Origin of the sequence: Streptomyces sp. NBC_00464 (genome assembly GCF_036013915.1) — a bacterium.
Classification (GTDB): domain Bacteria; phylum Actinomycetota; class Actinomycetes; order Streptomycetales; family Streptomycetaceae; genus Streptomyces.
Map to the genome: position 1 here is coordinate 319441 of NZ_CP107899.1, position 21202 is coordinate 340642.

Consider the following 21202-nt stretch of genomic DNA (forward strand, 5'->3'; position numbering starts at 1 on the left):
CACGGACCCCATCGCATGCTCGACAGATACTGAACCGATATATCCGATCTATCGCCATGAATCAGGCATACCGTTCAGAATGTTCCTGTCGGCCGTACTGGCCACCGGTGCCCTCTGGCCATGGCCAGAGGTCCCGACCGCAGGCTGTCGATCCAAGGGGAGACACCTCATGCGTCCGAGTTCCGCTCTCACCGCCGCCCTCACCGCGGCGGCCGCCCTGGCCCTGACCGCCACCGGCGCGTCGGCCACCGCCGGCGCGGCCACCACCGGGTCGTCGGGCCGCCCGGCCCACTGCCAGGAGAAGGCGCTGCGGATCTCCGCATCGCCCGGCAAGCAGCACAACGTGGCGCGGATCGCCGTCACCAACCGGGGCGGCCGCACCTGCGTCGTGGACCGCATCCCGACGATCACGTTCCGGGGCCTCGACGGCTCCGCCCAGCCCGTCCCGCCCGCCACGAGCGGCTCCTACGTGCTCTCGCCGGGCGAGCGGGGTTACGCCGCCGTGCGCACGGCGGAGCGCGGCACCCGCCAGGGACATGTCGTCCGCAGCCTGTCCGTGGCGGCTGATCCCGCGCACTACGGGGTCACCTTCGGCGCGGCGGCGGTGGGTATGGACCGCGGGATCCGGGTGTGGGAGCCGGTGACCACGCTGTGGCACACGTCGCGGGGCGCGGCGGACCGGGCGCTGGCCCGCGCGACGCACTGACCGTACGGAGGCGGGGACCCGGAGCCGTGAAACGGCCGTGGGTCCCCGCCCTGCGGACGCGCTACAGCGTCACCGTGCCCGTCCCCTCCCCCGTGGCTCCCGTCGTCTCCGCGACCACGCGGTAAGGGCGGTCCGTTCCCTCGGCGGTGACGGTCACACTTTCCCCGTCCCGCACGATCCGGAACGCGGCGGCGGTCGCTCCCGTCAGGTCCGGCACCGTGACGGACGTGACGTCGCCGGTGGATGCCGCGGAGGCCCCGCCGAAGACCCGCAGCGTGAGCCCGTCCAGCCAGTCGCTGTCGGGGCGCTGGTCGTCCGCACCCCAGGGAAGCACCGCGCCGGGGCGCACCAGGATCGGCAGGCTGTCGAAACCGTGGGTCTCGTGGCGCCAGACCGGCCCGGTGACGGTCTCGCCGGTCAGCAGGACGGTCCAGGTGCCCTCGGGGACGTAGTACTCGACCTGCCCGTCCTCCGTGAAGACGGGCGCGACCAGCAGGTCCGGTCCGAGCATGTACTGGCGGTCCAGCATCCGGGTCGTCGGGTCGCCGGGGAACTCCAGCAGCATGGGGCGCATCATCGGGACGCCCGTGCGGTGGGCGGTGGCGGCCGCCCCGTACAGGTACGGCATCAGCCGGTGCTTGAGCAGGGTGAACTTCCGGGCGACGTCCACCGCCTCCTCGCCGAACGCCCACGGCACCCGGTAGGACACGTTGCCGTGCAGCCGGCTGTGCGAGGACATCAGGCCGAAGGCGAGCCAGCGCTTGAAGACCGCCGGGTCGGGTGTGCCCTCGAAGCCGCCGATGTCATGGCTCCAGAAGCCGAACCCGGACAGGCTCAGCGAGAGGCCGCCGCGCAGCGACTCCGCCATCGCGGTGAACGAGGCGAAGCAGTCGCCGCCCCAGTGCACCGGGAACTGCTGGCCGCCGGCCGTCGCCGAGCGGGCGAAGAGCACCGCTTCGCCATGGCCGCGCTGCTTCTCCAGGAGTTCGAAGACCGTGCGGTTGTAGATCTGCGCGTAGTAGTTGTGCATGCGCTCCGGGTCGGAGCCGTCGTGCCAGACGACGTCGGTGGGGATGCGCTCGCCGAAGTCCGTCTTGAAGCAGTCGACGCCCTGGTCGAGCAGGACCCGGAGCTTGCTGTTGTACCACTCGCATGCGGCGGGGTTGGTGAAGTCGACCAGGGCCATGCCGGGCTGCCACAGGTCCCACTGCCAGATGTTGCCGTTGGGCCGGCGCACCAGGTAGCCGAGTTCGGCGCCCTCCGCGAACAGGGCGGACTTCTGGGCGATGTACGGGTTGATCCACATGCTGATCCGCAGGCCGCGTTCCTTGAGCCGGGCCAGCATGCCCTCCGGGTCGGGGAAGACCTCGGGGTCCCAGAGGAAGTCCGACCACTGGTACTCGCGCATCCAGAAGCAGTCGAAGTGGAAGACGGAGAGCGGGATGTCGCGCTCGGCCATGCCGTCGACGAAGGAGGTGACGGTCTCCTCGTCGTACGAGGTGCAGAAGGAGGTGGTGAGCCAGAGGCCGAAGGACCAGGCCGGCGGGAGGGCGGGGCGGCCGGTGAGCGCGGTGTAGCGGGCCAGCACCTCCTTGGGCGTCGGTCCGGCGACGATGTAGTACTCCAGCGACTGGTCCTCGACGCTGAACTGCACCTGGCCGACCGACTCCGAGCCGACCTCGAAGGAGACCTTGCCGGGGTGGTTGACGAAGACGCCGTAGCCGCGCGAGGAGAGGTAGAACGGGATGTTCTTGTAGGCCAGTTCGCTGCTGGTGCCGCCGTCCGCCTGCCAGATGTCGACGGTCTGGCCGTTCTTGACGTACGGCGTGAAGCGCTCGCCGAGGCCGTAGACGTTCTCGCCGACGTCCAGGGCGAGTTGGGCCAGCATGTGGTGGGCACCGTCCGGCGTGGTGGCGAAGGCGGTGCCCTTGGTGTCGACGCCGGTGAGGCGCCGGCCGTCGGCGTCGAGGAAGGTCAGACCCCAGGGGCCGTCGCCGTCCATGCGCAGGGTCAGCGGGCCGCTGGTCAGTTCGGTGACCGCGCCGTCCCGCCGGGTACGGGCCCCGGCGGCCGCCGCGTCGAGGCCGGGGAGGACGAAGTCGGGTCCGCGGTGGACGGTGCCGGCGTGGTGGGTGGTGCGCACGCCGATGATTCCCTCGGCCGGGGAGAAGCACTCGACCGTGATGAGCGGGGAGTTGAGCGTGTCGCCGCGCTCGGCGACGTGCTTGACCGACGCGTAGGCGGTGAACCGGCCGTCGCCGACGTGCAGATCGCGGATCTCGGTCGCGTAGGAGGCGCGTACGCCCTCACGCATGAGCCAGAAGCCGTCGGTGAACTTCATGCGGACTCCTTGCCGGGGGCAACTGGAGGGGGAGGGACAGGGAGAAGGGTGCGCGGAGCGGTCCGGTTCACTCGCCGTTCCCGGTGAAGGCGATACGGGCGAGGCGCACCGTGCCGCGCAGGGTGACGCGCAGGTCTCCGGTGCCGGAGGCGTTCAGCCCGGCCTGGACGGTGCGGTAGTCGTACGGTCCGTCGGTGGCGGCGACCGGGACGGTGACCGTGGTGCCGTCGACGGTGATCAGTACGGCTCCCTCCCCCGCTGCGGACACCTCGACACCGCTTGCTCCGGTTGCGAAGTCGCAGCGGCGGTAGAGGAGTTCGTTGGTATCGGCGACGGCGGTGACCGCGTCGCCGTCCGTCTTCGCGCGGTCGACGATCTCGGTGCCCAGCTGCTCGTCGTAGTCGGCCGCGTCCAGACCGCGCGCCAGGACGGGGCGGGGTGCGGTCGGGTCGCCGTCGACGGTGACGACGGTGATGAGCCGGATGTCCGCGCTGGAGGCGCCTGCCTGGATCTCGTACGCGCCCGGGTCGACGGTCCAGCGGCCGTGCGCCACGTCCCAGTGGCCGAGCTCGGCAACGGGGACGATGAGGTCGACGCGCTCGGCGGCGCCGGGCGACAGGTGCAGCCTGCGGTGGCCGGCCAGCTGGCGCAGCGGCCGGACGACGGACGGCGCCACCGCGCGCACGTACAGCTGGGCGACCTCGTCCGCTGCGACGGCACCGGTGTTGGTGACGGTCAGCGACACCCGCAGCAGGTCTCCGTCGCGCTCGGCGCTCAGGGCACTGTAGGTGAACGCGCTGTACGAGAGGCCGTGGCCGAACGGGTAGAGCGGGGCGCCCTCGTAGTAGAGGTAGGTCTGGCGCGAGCCGATGATGTCGTAGTCCAGCAGGCCGGGCAGCTCCGCGTCGGAGGTGTACCAGGTCTGCGGGAGCCGGCCGGCCGGGGAGACGTCGCCGGCCAGGACGCGGGCGAGCGCCGTTCCGGCGGCCTGGCCGCCGTGTGCGGTCCACAGCAGTGCGGGGAGCGTGGCCGCCGCGTCGGTGAGGGCGTACGGGTAGGCGGAGGTGACCGCGAGCACGGTGCGCGGGTTGGCGGCGTGGGCGGCGCGCCAGAGGCGTTCCTGCTGGGCGGGGAGGTCGAGGGTGGTGCGGTCCTCGGTCTCGCGGCCGTTGATGTGCGCGTCGTTTCCGGCGACCACGATGACGACGTCGGCGTCGGCTGCCGCACGGGCGACGGCGTCCTCGCCGCGCTCGGTGACCTCCAGCTCGAAGACCGTTCCGGCGGCCCGGCCGGAGCCGGAAACTTCTTCGCCGGCGGCGGCAACCTTTACGCCGTCGGCGGCAACAGAGACATACCTACCCGTTCCCACGTGCAGAAGGCGGTGACCGCCCTCATGACCCTCCACCGCCTCCCAGCGGAACGTCTCCTGGACGATCCAGCCGCCCGGCTCGTCGGCGGAGGCGCGTACGAAGCCGTCCTCGGCGACCGAGAGGTAGCGTCCGGCCGGTTCCCGCAGCGTGATCACGCCGTTGCCCCAGTCCACGAGGGCCAGCTCCGACGGGGTGTCGCCGCAGGTCAGCGGCGGCAGGTCGGTGCGTCCTGCGAGCAGTGCCGGGTCGAGGGCGCCTTCCGCGCCGCGCACCGTCTCCCGGCTCTCGTCCGCCGCGGGAATCTGCAGCCAGCCGTCCGCGCACTTCAGCCGGACCAGGTCGACGCCCTCCGCGTGGACGATGTGCTCGGCGCCGAAGCGTTCCCGCAGTCCGTCGAGCGGGGTGGAGCGGTGGATGAGCGTGCCGCTGTACCAGTCGAGCTTGCAGGCGTCCGCGAGGAGGCCGACGACGGCGACGGTCTTGCCTGCGGCAGGGTCGAGCGGCAGCAGGCCGTCGTTCTTGAGCAGCACGACGGCCTGTTCGGCGGCCTCCAGGGCGAGCGCCCGGTGGTCTTCGGTGTCGAAGGCGTCGGTGTTCGCGTACGGGTCGAGCTCGGGGTCGAACTCGCCGAGCGAGAAGCGCAGTTCGAGGAGCCGTCGGACGGCGGTGTCGATGTCGTGCTCGTCGAGGAGCCCGCGCTCCAGGGCGCGGCGGATGCGGCCGGTCATGATGGCGGAGTCCTGGCCGTGGTCGGTGAAGCTGTCGACACCGGCGCGCAGGGATGCGGCCGTTGCCTCCTCGTGGGTGTCGAAGTAGTGCTCGGAGTCGACGAGGTTGGACGGCGCCCCGGCGTCGGAGCAGACCACGAGGGACCGGTCGGTCCAGGCGCGCAGCTGCTGGGACAGGAGCGGCGATACGTGGTTGGGCCGCCCGTTGACCAGGTTGTACGCCGGCATCACACCGGCCACCGCGCCCGCCTGCACGGCATCACGGAAGGCCCTGAGGTCGTACTCGTGCAGGACCCGCGGGCGGACCGAGGAGGAGGCGGTGTCGCGGTCGGTCTCGTTGTTGTGGGCGAGCCAGTGCTTGAGGACGGGGGCGGTCCGCCAGTAGAGCGGGTGGTCGCCGCGCAGTCCCCGGGTGTACGCGACCGCGATGGCGGAGGTCAGCCCGGCGTCCTCGGAGTACCCCTCCTCGCCGCGCCCCCAGAGCGGGTTGCGCAGCAGATTGACGGTCGGGGCCCAGACGTTGAGGCCGACGCGGTCGTCCTGGGCGCGCTTGGCGCGGACCTCGTTGCCGACGGCCTCGCCGACGCGGCGCACCAGTTCACCGTTCCAGGTGGCGCCGAGCCCCACGGCCTGCGGGAACACCGTCGCCGGGCCCATCCAGGCCACGCCGTGCAGGGCTTCCTGACCGGTCCGGAAGGCGCCGAGCCCGAGCCGGTCGACCGCCGGCGCGAACTGGTGCAGCATCGCGATCCGCTCGTCGAGCGTGAGCCGCTGAAGCAGATCGTCGACGCGCTTGGCGAAGGGCAGCTGCGGGTCGCGGAAGGGCTGCGGTTGTTCCGTCACGTGCGGGTCCCCTTGGAGAGGTGGGAGGTATTCCGGTGTCCGCGCCTCGTACGAGCGGTTGAGGAGCCCCGGAAGATCTTTCGAAGCGCTTCGATGCTCGGTGGCCAACCCCGCGCATGTCAAGGGCTCGTCCTCGACCTCCGTACGCGACAACCCCCTAATGCGCCAGGAAACGGTTCGGAAACAGGTCGGAGGAATCTGGAAACGGACTCTTGTGCGGCCGGGGCCCTTCACTTAACCTCGCTGCAACATCGAAGCGCTTCGACAGAGCTTCGATGGGGCGCCCCGGCGCCCTTGATCTTCCCGGGACGGCGACAGGTTCTGCCGCTTCCCTGTTGAACCGCTTCACCTGCGGCCGGTCACGCCGGCCCAGTCAGCAACGCTCCACCTCAGACACAGGAACCGAACGGCGGTCGCCCGCCACGTGTCGTCCTGGTGCGCCTCGAAGGGTTGACGCAATGACGCCGAATTCCACCCCCTCCTCCACGGCTCCGAGCCGGAGAAGCTTCCTCGCCACGGGCGCGGTCGCCGCTGTCGCCGTGGCCGGCGGGGTACCGCTGCTCGCCGCATGCGGTGGCTCGGGTTCAGGTTCAGGGAGCAAGGAAGGCACGACAACGGGCAAGGCCCTCAAGAAGGTTGTGCCGTCCTACGCCCCGCTGAACCTGGTCCAGCCCGACGTCGCCAGCGTCAACGGTTCGAGCCCCGGCTTCACCAAGCTGCCCGACCCGTTGGTCGTCTCCGTGAAGTCGGTCCCGGGCAAGGGCTCGTCGTTCCGGGTCATGACGCCGCTGTGGGGCACCGTCCCGAAGAAGAACAACCCGTACTACGCGGCCGTGAACAAGGCCGTCGGCGCCAAGCTCAACTTCGACCCGCAGGACGGCAACACCTACCAGGACAAGATCGGCGCGGTCCTCGCCGGCTCGGACATCCCGGACGTCATGACCATCCCCGGCTGGAACATGCAGGGGCAGATCCGCAACGCGATCAGCGCCAAGTTCGCGGACCTGACTCCTTACCTGGCGGGCGACGCCGTCAAGAAGTACCCGAACCTGGCGAACATCCCGACGGGCGCCTGGCAGTACTCGGTCTTCGGCGGCAAGCTGCGCGGCCTGCCGATGCCGACGCCGATCATCGGCAACGCGATCTTCTACCGCAAGGACCTCATCGGCTCCGGCGCCGTGCCGGCGAGCGCGGACGACCTGCTGGCCTTCGGCAAGGAGCACACCGCTCCCAAGCAGAAGGTCTGGGCGTTCGACGACCTCTGGACCTGCATCCAGAAGATCTACGGCCTGCTGCCGGACGCGCCGCACTACTGGCAGCTGGAGAACGGCAAGCTGGTCCACAAGATCGAGACGAAGGCATACCGCGAGGCGCTCGCCTTCGCCCGCAAGCTCCACGACGGCGGGTACGTCCACCCGGACGCCGACGCCGGCAAGGACGCCGACTCGAAGATCCGCTTCACCAGCGGTCACGTGGTGATGTACAACGACGGCACCGGTGGCTGGAAGGGCATGGTCACAGAGCAGGCGGCCGCCAACCCCAAGTTCGACATGCAGGCGCTGGACTTCTTCAACCACGACGGCGGCAAGCCGGTCCTGTGGCAGGACGACCCGGCGGGCATCTTCACCTTCCTCAGCAAGAAGCTCTCCAAGGCGCAGATCGAGGAGTTCCTCGCGATCGCCGACTACGCGGCCGCGCCGTACGGCACCGAGGAGTTCATGCTCACCAACTACGGAGTGAAGGGCACCCACTACACGATCAAGGACGGGGCCCCGACCTACACCCCGCAGGGTGTCGAGGAGGCGCAGCCCTCCACCTTCCTGTTCCTCGCCTCGCCGCCCACCTCCATCGCCTACCCGGACCAGCCGCAGCTGGCCAAGGACTACGCGGCCTGGATGGCGCGCCAGGCCCCGAACGTCAAGAAGCCCCTCTTCTTCGGCATGCAGGTCGTCGAGCCGCAGCGGTACGCCTCCCTGTACACGCCCTTCGACGACCTCCAGAAGGACATCCGCCGCGGCCGCAAGAAGGTCAGCGACGTCGACGAGGCCGTGAACACCTGGAAGAAGAGCGGCGGCGACAAGCTGCGCGACTGGTACCAGGACATTCTCGACAAGAACGGCTCCGGCGTCTGACGCGTACGACGCGCACCAGCCGTACGCAGGACAGCAAGAAGGCCGCCGGGCGCACGAAGCCCGGCGGCCGTGGTGGGGAGCACGACATGGGGAGTACACGGTGAAGCCACGGGCCACGGTTACGACCGACCCGGACCGCACCGCCGACGGGGCCGGAGCCTCGGCCGGCGGCAGCGGTGACGGGGACGGCAAGGACGGAAGCGGCACACGGACGGACAGGTCCCGCGCGATCGGTACGCGCGGATCCCGTACGGCGAAGAAGGCGAAGAGGGCGAAGAAGGGGTCGGCGAACACGGCGCCAACGGGTACCGGGCCACAGGCGGGCGGCATCACCTGGCGCCAACGGCTGCGGCGCGACCGCACCCTGGTGCTGATGACCCTGCCTGCCATCGCGCTGCTGCTGCTCTTCAACTACATCCCGCTGCTCGGGAACATCGTGGCCTTCCAGGACTACGACGTGTACGACCTGGGCATCACCGGCAGCCCCTTCGTCGGCTTCGACAACTTCACCCGGATCTTCGAGGACTACCGCTTCTGGGAAGTCCTCATCAACACCCTGGTCATCTTCATCACCCAGCTCGTCCTGTTCTTCCCCATCCCGATCGCCATCGCGCTGCTGGTCAACACGATCATGAGCGCACGGGTCCGGGCCTGGGTCCAGGCAGTCGTCTATCTGCCGCACTTCTTCTCGTGGGTGCTCGTCGTCACCGTCTTCCAGCAGATGTTCGGCGGCGCCGGGCTGGTCGCCCAGTGGCTGCGTGAGCACGGCCACGAAGGCTTCGACCTGATGACCGACCCGGGCTTCTTCAAGTTCCTGGTCTCCGCCCAGGCGGTCTGGAAGGACGCCGGCTGGGGTGTGATCGTCTTCCTGGCCGCGCTCGCCGCCGTCAACACCGATCTGTACGAGGCCGCGGCCGTGGACGGCGCGGGCCGCTGGCGCCGGATGTGGCATGTCACGCTGCCCGCGCTGCGTCCGGTCATCGCGCTCCTGCTCGTCCTGCGCGTCGGCAGCGCGCTCAACCTCGACTTCGAGCAGATCCTGCTCCAGCGCGACCAGGTCGGCGCCGGCGCTTCGGAAATCCTGGACACCTACATCTGGTGGACGGGCATCAAAACCGGCGACTTCGGCTACGCGGCGGCCGCCGGCATCTTCAAGGGACTGTTCAGCGTCGCCATGGTGCTGGGTGCCAACAAGGTCGCCCACATGCTGGGCGAGCAGGGGGTGTACTCCAAGAAATGACAACTCTCCTGGAACGTGAGAAGGACCCGGCAGAGCCCGCGCCCCGCGCGGAGACTCCGCTCCAGCGCGCCCTGCGCACGGAACCCCGCCCCGTCTGGGAGGAGGAGCCCACCAAGGCGGGTCTCGCCTTCAAGGGCTTCGGACTCGTCGCGATCTGCGCGATCGTGATCATCCCGATCTGGGTGGTGCTCGTCACCAGTCTCTCCGACACCAAGGCGATCAACGACGCGGGCGGTCTGGTCGTCTGGCCGAAGAGCATCACGTTCGTCGCCTACAAGGAGCTCCTCAGCGGTGGCGCGGTGACCCGCGCGGCCGCCGTGAGCGTCGGCCTCACCGTCGTCGGCACGGTGGTCAGCATGGTGGTCTCGGTCCTGTGCGCGTACGGACTGAGCCGCCGCGACTCCTACGCCCACCGTCCGCTGCTGATGACCCTGATGGCGACGATGTTCTTCGGCGCCGGGCTCATCCCCACGTACCTGCTGGTCACCGGCATCGGTCTGAGCGACAGCTACTGGTCGATGATCCTGCCCAGCGCGATCAGCGTCTTCAACGTGCTGGTCCTGCGCGGCTTCTTCATGGACACCGCGCCCGAACTCATCGACGCGGCCCGCATCGACGGCGCCGGCGAGTGGCGGATCCTGCTCCAGATCATCATGCCGCTCTCGCGTGCCGTGATCGCCGTGATCTCGCTCTTCTACGCGGTGGGCTACTGGAGCCAGTGGTTCAACGCGATGCTCTACATCCAGGACAGCGAGAAGTACCCGCTGCAGATGATCCTGCGCCAGCTGGTCCTCCAGCACCAGGTCCCGCCGGGCGCCATGGGCGCGGCGGTCAGCAACGGGTCGATCAACAGCCTCGCCGTGCAGATGGCGGTCATGATCCTCGCGTTGATCCCGGTGGCGATCCTGTCGCCGTTCGTCCAGAAGCACTTCCAGAAGGGCATGCTCACCGGCGCCGTGAAGGGCTGATCGGCAGCACAGCCCCGGTGCGGGGCCGGTCCACGCACAGTCCGGGACCGGCCCCGCCCCTTCTTCCCCTCCTCCACGCTTCCCCTCCCCTTGTCCTTCTTGCCCTTGTCCGGAAGGTGTTCGCCATGCGCGCTTCGTCTGCGCCCACGCCCAGCCGTAGAACCGTGCTCGCGGGAGCGGCCGTCGCCGCGGCCGCAGTGGCCCTGCCCGTCGCGGGCCCCGCCGCAGCCGCATCCAAGCACCACCGGGACGAGTCCACCGAGCCCCATCGCTGGCGGACCGCCGCGATCGGCGGGACGGGATTCGTCACCGGGGTGCTGTTCCACCCTTCCGTGAAGGGACTGGCGTACGCCCGTACCGACATCGGCGGCGCCTACCGCTGGGACGACGCGAAGGCCCGCTGGACCGCGCTCACCGACCATCTCGGCTGGGACGACTGGAATCTGCTGGGCATCGAGGCCCTGGCCGTCGACCCGGCGCACCCGGACCGCCTCTACCTGGCCTGCGGTACGTACGCCCAGTCCTGGGCGAGCCCCGGCGCGGTGCTCCGCTCCGAGGACCGGGGCGCGACCTGGCAGCGGGCGGACCTGACGGTGCGTCTCGGCGCCAACGAGGACGGGCGCGGGGCCGGCGAGCGGCTGCTCGTGGACCCGCGGGACAGCGACACGCTGTGGCTCGGCACCCGGCACGACGGGCTGCTGCGCTCCACCGACCGGGGTGCGACGTGGGCCGCGGCCGACTTCCCCGCCACCGCGTCGGCGAGCGGCCAGGGCGTGATGTTCCTCGCCGCCGCGGGCCGGGTGGTGTACGCGGGCTGGGGTGACGGAGGCAGCGCGCTCTACCGTGGAGACGGCTCCGGCGGCTGGGAGGCCGTGCCCGGTCAGCCGTCCGGCAGTGCGGCGACGAAGGTACCGGTCCGGGCCGCGTACGACGCCAAGGGCCGCGCCCTGTACGTCACCTACGCGGACGCCCCGGGCCCCAACGGGCAGTCCGCCGGCTCCGTCCACCGCCTCGACACGGTGACGGACACCTGGAGTGAAGTCACACCGGTGCAGCCCGACGCCGCGGCCGGTGACGGCTTCGGCTACGGCGGTGTCGCGGTCGACGCGCGCCGCGCCGGCACGCTCGTGGTCACCACCAACAACCGCTGGTCGCAGATCGACACGGTGTTCCGCTCCACCGACGCGGGTGCCACCTGGACCTCGCTCAAGGACACCGCGGTCCTCGATGTCGCGGAGACCCCCTATCTGCGGTGGGGCGGGGAGGCCAAGTTCGGCTGGTGGATCCAGGCCGTGGCCGTCGACCCGTTCGACTCGCGGCACATCGTGTTCGGGACCGGCGCGACGATCTTCGGGACCCGCGACCTCGTCCACTGGGCCCCGGAGATCCGAGGTCTGGAGGAGTCGTCGGTACGCTTCCTGCTCGCCCCGCCGGGAAAGGGCGCCCGTCTCCTCAGCGGCCTGGGCGACATCGGGGTGATGTACCACGACTCGCTGACCGCCTCCCCGTCGCGCGGCATGGCGTCGAATCCGGTCTTCGGCACGGCCACCGGCCTCGCCCTGGCCGCGCTGAAGCCCGCCTACGTCGTGCGGACGGGCTGGCCGTCGGGCTCCACCTCCGCCGGGGCGTCCTCGGACGACGGCGGCAGGACCTGGCAGCCGTTCGCCACCCAGCCGGAGATCGCCGCCTCCGCCCCCGGTCCGGTCGCGGTCTCCGCGGACGGGTCGGTCCTGCTCTGGTCGTTCGTCCACTGGGACGGCACCAAGTACCCCGCTCACCGCTCCACCGACGGCGGCGCGAGCTGGACCGAGGTCGCCACGTTCCCCAAGGGCGCGGCCCCGGTCGCCGATCCGCTCGACCCGCGGCGCTTCTACGTCTACGACACCGACACCGGAGCGGTCTTCCACTCCGCGGACGGCGGGGCGACCTTCGCCCCCGGCGCGGCCGGACTCCCCTCCGGTGACGTGCAGTTCAAGGTGGCGGCGGCGCCCGGACGTTGCGGCGACCTGTGGCTCTCCGCGAAGGACAACGGACTGTTCCGTTCGACGGACGGCGGGCTGACGTTCACGGCCGTGGCCGGCTGCCAGGCCTCGCACGCCCTCGGCTTCGGCAGGGCGGCTCCGGTGAAGGACCGCAAGCGGCCCGGTGCCGGCTATCCGGCCGTCTTCCAGACGGGCAGGGTCTCCGCGACGCACGACGGCGTGGCGGTGCTGCGCTCGGACGACGCGGGCGCCACCTGGGTCCGGATCAACGACGACTCCCACCAGTGGGGCTGGACCGGCGAAGTGATCACCGGCGACCCCCGCGTCCACGGCCGTGTCTACCTGGGCACCAACGGCCGCGGCATCCAGTACGCAGAACCCGCATAAGCAAGAAGGAACGAGAGACGCCATGCCGTCCCTGCGCGACGCAGCCCGTGGCCGCATCCTCTTCGGAGGCGACTACAACCCCGAACAGTGGCCCGAGGAGGTGTGGGAGGACGACGCCCGGCTGATGAAGGAGGCCGGGGTCAACTCCGTCACCCTCGGCGTCTTCTCCTGGGCGAAAATCGAACCACGCCCAGGAGCACGGGAGTTCGGCTGGCTGGACCGGCTGATGGACCTGATGCACACGAACGGCATCGGCGTCGTGCTCGCCACCCCGACCGCGTCCCCGCCGCCGTGGATGGGGGCGCGGCACCCGGAGACCCTGCCGCGCACCGAGGACGGCTCGGTCGTCTGGTACGGCTCGCGCCAGCAGTTCTGTGCGAGCTCCCCCGTCTACCGGCGCTACGCCGCGGCCCTCACCGAGGACCTCGCGGCGCGGTACGCGGACCATCCCGCGCTCACCGTCTGGCACATCAACAACGAGTACTGCACCCACTGCTGGTGCGACGAGACGGCCGCCCACTTCCGCCGGTGGCTGCGCAGCCGGTACGGCACGGTCGACGCACTCAACGAGGCCTGGGGCACGGCGTTCTGGAGCCAGCGCTACGACTCCTGGACCGAGATCCTGCCGCCGCGCAAGGCGCAGTACATGAAGAACCCGGCGCAGGTGCTGGACTTCAAGCGGTTCACCTCCGACGCGCTGATGGAGTGCTATGTCGCGGAGCGCGACATCGTGGCCCGGCACACCCCGCGCATTCCGGTGACGACGAACTTCATGCCGCTGTGGTCGGGCCAGGACGCCTGGGCCTGGTCGGCGCAGGAGGACATCGTCTCCGTCGACATCTATCCGGACCCGCGGGACCCGCAGGGCGGCCAGTACAACGCGATGCTCGCCGACATGACGCGCTCGCAGGCCGCAGGACCGTGGATGCTGATGGAACAGGCGGCGGGACCGGTCAACTGGCGGGGCGTCAACCACCCCAAGCCCGAGGGCCTGAACCGGCTCTGGTCGCTGCAGGCCGTGGCGCGCGGCGCCGATGCCGTCTGCTACTTCCAGTGGCGGCAGTCCCGGCAGGGCTCGGAGAAGTTCCACTCCGGGATGCTCACCCACGCCGGCGAGCAGGGCCGCACCTTCCGCGAGATCAAGCGCCTGGGAGCGGAACTCGCCACGCTGGGCCCGGCCGTCGGCGGCGGTGACGTACCCGCAGACGTGGCGATCCTGCACGACTGGGACTCGTGGTGGGCCGGCACGCAGGAGGGCAGGCCGTCCTCGCTGCTGGACTACACCGAGGTCGTGCAGCGCTGGCACCGGGCCCTGTGGGAGAACGGTGTCGCCACGGAGTTCGCCCGCCCGGATGCCGACCTCAGCCGGTTCAAGGCGGTCGCCGTACCTCATCTGTATCTGCTCACCGACGCCTCGATCGACAATCTCGTGGCGTACGCGCAGGGCGGCGGAACCCTGGTCTGCGGCTTCTTCAGCGGGGTCGCCGACGTCGACGACCGCATCAGGCCCGGCGGCATGGACGCGCGGCTGCGCGAGCTGTTCGGGATCCGCACGCTGCACGAGTGGTGGCCGCTGGACGCGGATTCGGCCGTGGAGTGCGACGGCTTCAGGGGCACCCTGTGGTCGGAGGAGCTGGAGGCGACACAGGGCACCGAGGTCGTGGCCGCGTATCGCGAAGGCGAGCTGGCCGGGCTGCCCGCGGTGCTCCGCAGGGACCGCGCCCACTACCTGTCGACGCTGCCGGAGCCGCAGGCGCTGCGTGCGCTGCTCGGTGACATGGTGCGGGCGGCCGGCGTGGAGCCCGTGCTCGCCGGGCTGCCCGAAGGGGTGGAGGCGGTCCGTCGCGGCGAGCTGCTCTTCCTGCTCCACCACGGGCGGGACTCCGTCACCGTGGCCGTGCCCGGTGCGCACGAGGAACTGCTGACCGGCCGGACGGTCGAGGACCGGGTGGAGCTGGGGCGTTACGGCGTGGCCGTGCTGCGGAGCGCCGCGCCATGACCGTCCGCACGCACATCGACGGCACGTGGGAGCCGCGTCCCGCCGCCCGCTGGGAGGACGCCTTCCTCGGCGGCAACGGCCGGCACGGGGCGATGGTGTACGGGGACCCGGTCGACGACCGGGTCGTCGTCAACCACCACACCCTGGTCCGGCCCAACGGAAGCGAACACCTGCGGCCGCCCGAGCTCGCCGACCGGCTGGACCAGCTGCAGAGCGACCTGCTCGCCGGGGACGCCACGGCCGCCGAGCGGTTCGGGGCGGGCCGGCCGCTGGTGTGGGTGCAGCCCTTCCACCCGGCCTTCCAGACCAGGATCCGGCCCACGCCGGACTCCTCGTCCGGTTCCGACGGCGGCGAGCCGCCCGCGGGCTACCGCCGTACGGTCGACTTCACCACGGGTGAGATCACGGCCGTGTGCGAGGGCAGGCGCAGTCAGGTCTTCGTCTCCCGCGCCGACGACGTGATCGTCCAGTACGTCACCGGCCCCGGGCTCGCGGTCGACCTGACCCTGGACCACGCGCTGCCGGGCGCTCCGCCGCGCCTCGCCATCGGCCGCAGCACCGTGCTGACGCCGGGCGGCGGCCGGCTGTCCCTGCGGGTGGGCTACCCGGACAGCGAACTCGCCTACACCGGGGTGACCGTGGTCCGGGCGGACGGCGGCAGGGTGTCGGTCGCGGGCGAGGGCATCCGGGTCGAGGGGGCCCGGAGCCTGTTGCTGCTCACCCGGGTGCGGCGCCACACGGGCGGCCTGGACCTCGCGGCGGAGTGTGCCGCCCTGCCGCAGGACGACTACCCGACGCTGCTGGCGCGCCACCGCGCACTGCACCGCCCGGCCTTCCAGCGGGCCTCCCTGAGCCTGGACGCCGATCCGGCCGAACGCGCCCTGCCCGGCAGCGAGCTGGTGCGCCGGCCCGGCAGCCCCGCCCTGCTGGAGCGGTTGTTCGCCGCGGGGCGGTACCACCTGCTCTCGTCCTCCGGTGTGCTGCCGCCCCGGCTCACCGGCCTGTGGACGGGCGACTGGGACACCGCCTGGTCGGGAGCGTTCACGACCAACGCCAACCTCAACCTCCAGATCGCCTCGGCGTCGGCCGCCGCGCTGCCCGAGGTGTCCGAGGCCCATGCCTCGCTGGTGTACGGGCAGTTGGCGGACTGGCGGGACAACGCACGGGCGCTGTTCGGGGCGCGCGGAATCGTCGCCCCGTCCCACACCGACGGCGAGTCCGGCCACACCCGCCACTACCAGCGGGCCTATCCGCTGCACCTGTGGACGGCCGGTGCGGACTGGCTCCTGGAACCGCTGATCGAGCACGCCGAGACGAGCGGGGCGACGGATCCCCGGCTGGTCGACGCGCTCCACGAAGTCGCGCTCTTCTACGAGGACTTCCTGACCCGCACCGCGCCCGACGGCACCGTGGCCATCGTGCCTTCGTACTCACCCGAGAACCGTCCGGCGAACGCGAGCTGGGGGACGGTGAACGCGACGATGGACATCGCGGCGGCCCGCCACGCGCTCACCGCTTCGGCCGACCGCTCCCCCACCGCTCCGGCCTCCGCACGGCGGCGGGAGCTCGCGGCCCGGCTCCCGGACTACCGGGTCAACGAGGACGGCGCGCTCGCCGAGTGGGCATGGCCGGGCCTGGAGGAGACGTACGACCACCGCCACCTCAGCCACCTGTACCCGGTGTGGCCGCTGGACGCGGTCAATCCGTACGACACCCCGGAGCTCGCGGCCGCCGCACACCGCGCACTGGAACTGCGCGGATCGGAGAACGACTCCGCCCACGGGCATCTCCACCATGCGCTGATCGCCGCACGCCTCCGGGACGGCATGCGGGTCTCGGCGGCGCTGGACGCCGTGCTGGCGGGCGACTTCTTCCACGACTCGCTGATGAGCGCCCACTATCCGTCCCGCAACGTCTACAACGCGGACGCCGCCCACACACTGCCCGCGGTGGTCATCGAGTCGCTCGTCCAGTCGACGCCCGGCCGGCTGGTCCTGCTTCCCGCACCGCCGGCCGGTTGCCCGAGCGGCGAACTGCGCGGTGTGCGCACCAGGTTCGGCGCCGGGCTGGACCTGCGCTGGAACTCCGACGGCTCCGCGACCGTGGTGCTGCATCCCACCCGTGACGCCCGGATCGATGTCCGTACGGGCAACGGCAGCATCCTCACCGATTCCTCCGCCGGAAGCACCGCGGCTCCACTGGAGCTGACGGCCGGCGTGGACCGCGTCCTCGATCTGAGGCGGCGGTAGCACTCCCCCCACCCCATCCCCCCACCATGGAAGGACACCCATGGCAACACGCACCCGCACCCTCAGCAGGTTCGTACTGGCCCCGGCAACGGCAGTGGCGGCCCTCATCGGCTTCGCCGCGGCCCCCGCCCAGGCCGCGATCTGGTCCTCCTCGGACCAGTGGGGCAACTACACCACGTCCGACGGCTACACCCTCTACAACAACATCTGGGGCTCCGGCGCAGGCTCACAGTCCATCTGGGCCAACTCATCCAGCAACTGGGGCGTTCGGGCCGACCACCCGAACACGGGCGGCATCAAGTCGTACCCCAACGCCAAGAAGGTAGTCAACAAGTCGATCACCTCGCTGTCGTCGCTCACCAGCAACTACAACGTCACCGTCCCGTCGTCCGGTGCCTACAACACCTCGTACGACATCTGGGACAGCGACTACGACTACGAGGTCATGCTCTGGGTGAACTACAACGGCGCCGTGGGTCCGCTCGGCACCTCGCAGGGAAACGTGACGCTGGGCGGCCACACCTGGACCGTCTACAAGGGCGACAACGGGGCCAACCAGGTCTTCTCGTTCCTTCGCACCTCGGACTCCACCTCGGGCACGGTCGACATCCTGCCGATCCTGAAGTGGATCAAGGACACCAAGGGCTGGTGGGGCAACGAGACCATCGGTGACGTCCAGTTCGGCTACGAGGTCACCTCGTCGGCAGGCGGACTGGACTTCACGACGAACGGATTCGGCGTCTCCTCCAGCTGATCCGTTCCTCCTCCGGCTGATCCGTACACACAAGGAGCCGGCCCCCGCGCGGGGGCCGGCTCGTGCGCGTGTCCGTGTCCGGCACTACCTCGGAGCGGGACCGGTGCTCTCACGCACCGTCAGCTCGGGTGCCAGCAGCTCCACTTCGTCCGTGCCGCGACCGGAGAGCTTCGCGACGACCTGCTCGACCGAGCGGCGCCCCATCTCCTGCGCGGGGATGGCCACGGAGGTGAGCCGCACCGAGGCCTGGGAGGCCACCTGCTCGGGGCAGATCGCGACCACCGAAACGTCCTCGGGCACCGCCCGGCCCTGCTGCCGCAGGAGATTGAGCAGCGGTTCCACCGCCGACTCGTTCTGCACGATGAACCCGGTGGTGCCGGGGCGCTCGTCGAATATCCGCGACAGGGTCTGCGCCATCGCCGGGTAGCCGCCCTCACAGGGCCGGTGCAGCACGCGCACACCGGTCTCCTGCGCCTTGGCGCGGATCCCGTCGACCGTCCGCTCGGCGAATCCGGTGTGCCGCTCGTACACCGCGGCCGCCTCGCCGATCACGGCGACCTCGCGGTGACCGAGGCCGGCGAGGTGGTCCACGCAGAGCGCTCCGGTCGCCTCGAAGTCGAGATCCACACAGGTCAGTCCGTCGGTGTCGGCGGGCAGTCCGATGAGCACGGCGGCCCGGTCGGTGTCACGCAGCAGCGGCAGCCGTTCGTCGTGGAGCTCGACGTCCATGAGGATCATCGCGTCGGCCAGCGAACTGCCGGCGATGCGCCGCACCGCGGCGGGTCCCTCCTCACCGGTGAGGAGCAGGACGTCGTATCCGTGGGTGCGGGCCGTGGTGGCGACCGCGATGGCGATCTCCATCATCACGGGGACGTACATGTCGGTGCGCAGCGGCACCATGAGCGCGATGATGTTCGACCGGCTGCTGGCGAGCGCGCGCGCACCGGCGTTGGGGTGGTAGCCGAGCTGCTGGATGCTCGACTCGACCCGCTCCCTGGTGGGCACCGAGATGGACCGCTTCCCGCTGAGGACATAGCTCACCGTGCTCGCGGAGACTCCGGCGTGCTGCGCGACCTCGGCAAGGGTGACCATTCAGCTCTCCATCACGGGACATCGTCGGACACCGGCACGGAAACCGGCCTGCACCGGCCGTTCCAGTCAGATGTGGCGAAGCGCTTCGACTTCGCCCGGTCCGCCTGTGACATGCCCGGATGGTGCGAGCCTAGACCTGCCCACACAGCGTGTCCATAGCGCTGTCGAAGCGCTTCGACTCGATGTCCCGGCAGCCCGCCGCCCGGGATGGGCCGTGGCGGCAGCCGTTTCGGCTACCGCCACGATATGCCCGGCCCGGGGCGTGGAACATCAGGGGGCGCGCGGGTACCCGTGGCTCAGGAGGCCGACGGGGTCCAGCTCCCGAGCCAGTCGGCGATCTCCTGCCCGGCCGCCCCGCTGTCACTGAGCTGCGGACGGTCGCCGCTCGCCGTACCGGCGCCGGGTCCGTCGTTGCGGTACTCCGCGAACCGGTCGTCCTTCCAGGAGAACCCGCTCATGTCGGTCCACGGCGCCGGCCGGATCGCTGCGCTCAGAGTGGTGTCGCGGACAGTGGTCATCGGGTCGAGGGTGGCGTCGCCACCGGCGTGCCAGGGGCGCCCGAGATAGAAGCTCGCCGCCGAGACGTCGCCGTTGACGGTGGAGTTGTTGATGAGGAAGCCCTTGCGGTCGGCGGCCGTGCTGGGGGCGGTGACGTATCCCGCGGAGCTGCCGTTCCACCGCTTCTTCAGGGTGATGACCGAGGCGTCGATGACCGCGCTCGCCCGGCCGAAGATGAAGTCGACGTTGCCGACGACATAGGAGTCGGTCATGTAGACCCGGCCCAGTCTGTCCTTGGCGGCGGTGTCGAGCAGCAGCGTGTCCTGGTCGCCCTCGGTGATGATCGAGTCGAGGAACACCTTGTCGGCCGCGGTGCGCAGCGCGACGGCCTGCAGCCCGCTCATGTCCTGGTGGGCGGCCTCGTCGAAGTCGTTGGCGATGGTGAGGTTACGGGCCTGGAAGCCGTCCCCCTCGGCGGCGACGGTCGCGCTGCCGCCCGTTCCGTACGTCCCCGATCCGTCGGGCTTCTGCGTACCCGAGGCGTTGTCGTAGACGATGACGGTGCTCTTGCGGCCGGGTCCGGTGCCCTGGAGCGTGACGTTCTGTTTGGCCGAGGGGATCTTCACCAGCTCGCGGTAGGTGCCGGGCGCGATCGCGATGACGGTCCGGGCCGTGTTGCCCGCGGGCACCGCGTCCACGGCGGCCTGCACGGTGCGGTACTGACCGCTGCCGTCCTTGGCGACGGTGAGCGTGGTCGCGGCGGCAGCGGTGGCGGCCGCCGCGGCGATCGTGGAGCGCGGCCCCGCCCCCGCCTTCACCAGCGCGGGCACATCGGCGGCGCTGTCGAGCGTGTAGGGGTAGGAGGCGCGCGGGTCGAAGGAGGCACCGCCGCCGCTCTCGTTGCGTCCGCCGGTGCCGCGGAAGATGCTGCCGCGCTGGACCAGGGTGGCGGTGCTGTCACGGGTGACGGGGTTGTTCAGCCCGTCGAAGTAGCTGTTCTCCAGGACCATGTTCGTGTTCCCGCGGGCGTAGTTGCCGTAACTGGTGGTGATGTCCGTGCCCGGGTCGTCCTGGAGGTAGTTGTTGTACAGGTGGGCGTGGGCCACGTTGTCGGTGGAGGGGTTGCGCTGTTCGGTCTCGTGGAACCAGTTGTGGTGGATGGTGATGTCGGCGGTGGTGTTCTCGGTCCAGCCGATCCCGAAGGCCTTGTTGTCGTGCTGGAGCCGGTTCCAGGACACGGTGAGGTAGGTGGTGTCCTTGCGGCTGTCGATCAGCCCGTCGGCCATGTTCCGCAGGTCGTTGTGGTCGATCCACACATGGTGGGCGCCGTCCATCTGGATGGCGTCCCAGTCGTGGTCCTTGTCGTTCCAGGTCCCGGCGTAGGAGTCCCGGATCGTCAGGTTGCGGATGATGACGTTGTGCACTCCCTGGCCGAGGAAGAAGCCGCCGCCGACGATGTGCCCGGAGGTGCCGGAGCCGATGATCGTCTTGTCGGAGGCGACCTTGATCTCCTTGCCCTTGGGGTCCATGGTGATGGCCGCCGCGACGACGATGACGTACGGCTGTGCCGCCGTCGCGTACTTCTCCAGGTCGGCGAGGGTGCGCACGGTCACGGTCTCACCGCCGCGCCCGCCGTACGTTCCGTCCTGTCCGAGGGCGTCGACCGAGGCGTAGCCGTCGGCCGCCTCGTCGGCCCGGACCGGGGAGGCGGCCGACGAGGCGGGGTAGGGGGTGTTCCGGATCTCCGTCGCACCGTTCGCCGTGGTGGCGGCGAATCCGGCCGCGAGGGCGGTGGCGACCGCTGTCGCCACCGCCAGTCGTGTGGTGCGGCTGCGGCTGCTGCGGTGGCTGCTGCCTGCCGGCTTGTGGGGGACGTGCTGTGCCGTTCGGCGTTCCGCTGTCATGACCTGAAC

General features: G+C 70.6%; 12 protein-coding genes. 8 read left to right on the plus strand and 4 right to left on the minus strand.

Features of this window, described 5'->3' with window-relative positions; all coding sequences use genetic code 11:
- Nucleotides 1–169: 169 nt before the first annotated feature.
- Entirely contained in the window at nt 170–706 is a 537-nt protein-coding gene (locus tag OG912_RS01425; RefSeq protein ID WP_327707770.1) for a DUF4232 domain-containing protein, read from the plus strand.
- Between the two features lie 61 nt (nt 707–767).
- Here OG912_RS01425 and yicI read toward each other — a convergent pair whose 3' ends face one another.
- Nucleotides 768–3047 (minus strand): alpha-xylosidase, encoded by a 2280-nt coding sequence (gene yicI, locus OG912_RS01430; protein WP_327707771.1) that lies wholly within the window; start codon nt 3045–3047, stop codon nt 768–770.
- A 67-nt stretch (nt 3048–3114) separates the two neighbouring features.
- The gene (locus tag OG912_RS01435; protein ID WP_327707772.1) at nt 3115–5988 is read right to left on the minus strand and encodes a glycoside hydrolase family 3 C-terminal domain-containing protein; all 2874 of its coding nucleotides are present in this window, start codon (nt 5986–5988) and stop codon (nt 3115–3117) included.
- Between the two features lie 458 nt (nt 5989–6446).
- Between OG912_RS01435 and OG912_RS01440 the strand changes: the two genes are divergently transcribed.
- The 7 genes from OG912_RS01440 (at nt 6447) to OG912_RS01470 (ending at nt 17699) form a co-directional block, all read left to right on the plus strand.
- The gene (locus OG912_RS01440; protein ID WP_327707773.1) at nt 6447–8120 is read left to right on the plus strand and encodes an extracellular solute-binding protein; all 1674 of its coding nucleotides are present in this window, start codon (nt 6447–6449) and stop codon (nt 8118–8120) included.
- A 100-nt stretch (nt 8121–8220) separates the two neighbouring features.
- Nucleotides 8221–9360 carry an ABC transporter permease gene (locus OG912_RS01445; RefSeq protein WP_327707774.1) on the plus strand — a complete coding sequence of 380 codons (1140 nt, stop codon included), beginning with the start codon at nt 8221–8223 and terminating at the stop codon, nt 9358–9360.
- Complete coding sequence (locus OG912_RS01450) at nt 9357–10328, plus strand: carbohydrate ABC transporter permease (protein WP_327707775.1); 972 nt, start codon at nt 9357–9359, stop codon at nt 10326–10328. The genes OG912_RS01445 and OG912_RS01450 overlap by 4 nt, the downstream gene beginning before the upstream one ends.
- A 125-nt stretch (nt 10329–10453) precedes the next feature.
- Nucleotides 10454–12697: a WD40/YVTN/BNR-like repeat-containing protein gene (locus OG912_RS01455; protein ID WP_327707776.1), complete on the plus strand. Its 2244-nt coding sequence runs from the start codon at nt 10454–10456 to the stop codon at nt 12695–12697.
- A 22-nt stretch (nt 12698–12719) separates the two neighbouring features.
- The gene (locus OG912_RS01460; protein ID WP_327707777.1) at nt 12720–14696 is read left to right on the plus strand and encodes a beta-galactosidase; all 1977 of its coding nucleotides are present in this window, start codon (nt 12720–12722) and stop codon (nt 14694–14696) included.
- On the plus strand, nt 14693–16945 hold the full coding sequence (locus OG912_RS01465) for a glycosyl hydrolase family 95 catalytic domain-containing protein (RefSeq protein WP_327707778.1): 2253 nt from the start codon (nt 14693–14695) through the stop codon (nt 16943–16945). Before OG912_RS01460 ends, OG912_RS01465 begins: the two co-directional genes overlap by 4 nt.
- A gap of 40 nt (nt 16946–16985) precedes the next feature.
- Nucleotides 16986–17699 carry a GH12 family glycosyl hydrolase domain-containing protein gene (locus OG912_RS01470; RefSeq protein ID WP_326740124.1) on the plus strand — a complete coding sequence of 238 codons (714 nt, stop codon included), beginning with the start codon at nt 16986–16988 and terminating at the stop codon, nt 17697–17699.
- Nucleotides 17700–17783: 84 nt separating this feature from the next.
- On the opposite strand, the gene OG912_RS01475 is transcribed toward OG912_RS01470, so the two are convergent.
- Nucleotides 17784–18791, minus strand: a complete 1008-nt coding sequence (locus OG912_RS01475) for a LacI family DNA-binding transcriptional regulator (RefSeq protein WP_326740123.1) — start codon at nt 18789–18791, stop codon at nt 17784–17786.
- Between the two features lie 296 nt (nt 18792–19087).
- Nucleotides 19088–21193 carry a pectinesterase family protein gene (locus OG912_RS01480; RefSeq protein ID WP_327707779.1) on the minus strand — a complete coding sequence of 702 codons (2106 nt, stop codon included), beginning with the start codon at nt 21191–21193 and terminating at the stop codon, nt 19088–19090.
- Nucleotides 21194–21202: the final 9 nt, after the last annotated feature.

What these genes read in the sequence shown, in the direction of transcription:
- OG912_RS01425 (WP_327707770.1), top strand. Translation starts at nt 170, where the DNA reads ATGCGTCCGAGTTCCGCTCTCACCGCCGCCCTCACCGCGGCGGCCGCC.
- yicI (WP_327707771.1), bottom strand. Translation starts at nt 3,047, where the DNA reads ATGAAGTTCACCGACGGCTTCTGGCTCATGCGTGAGGGCGTACGCGCC.
- OG912_RS01465 (WP_327707778.1), top strand. Translation starts at nt 14,693, where the DNA reads ATGACCGTCCGCACGCACATCGACGGCACGTGGGAGCCGCGTCCCGCC.
- OG912_RS01450 (WP_327707775.1), top strand. Translation starts at nt 9,357, where the DNA reads ATGACAACTCTCCTGGAACGTGAGAAGGACCCGGCAGAGCCCGCGCCC.
- OG912_RS01480 (WP_327707779.1), bottom strand. Translation starts at nt 21,193, where the DNA reads ATGACAGCGGAACGCCGAACGGCACAGCACGTCCCCCACAAGCCGGCA.
- OG912_RS01460 (WP_327707777.1), top strand. Translation starts at nt 12,720, where the DNA reads ATGCCGTCCCTGCGCGACGCAGCCCGTGGCCGCATCCTCTTCGGAGGC.
- OG912_RS01475 (WP_326740123.1), bottom strand. Translation starts at nt 18,791, where the DNA reads ATGGTCACCCTTGCCGAGGTCGCGCAGCACGCCGGAGTCTCCGCGAGC.
- OG912_RS01470 (WP_326740124.1), top strand. Translation starts at nt 16,986, where the DNA reads ATGGCAACACGCACCCGCACCCTCAGCAGGTTCGTACTGGCCCCGGCA.
- OG912_RS01440 (WP_327707773.1), top strand. Translation starts at nt 6,447, where the DNA reads ATGACGCCGAATTCCACCCCCTCCTCCACGGCTCCGAGCCGGAGAAGC.
- OG912_RS01455 (WP_327707776.1), top strand. Translation starts at nt 10,454, where the DNA reads ATGCGCGCTTCGTCTGCGCCCACGCCCAGCCGTAGAACCGTGCTCGCG.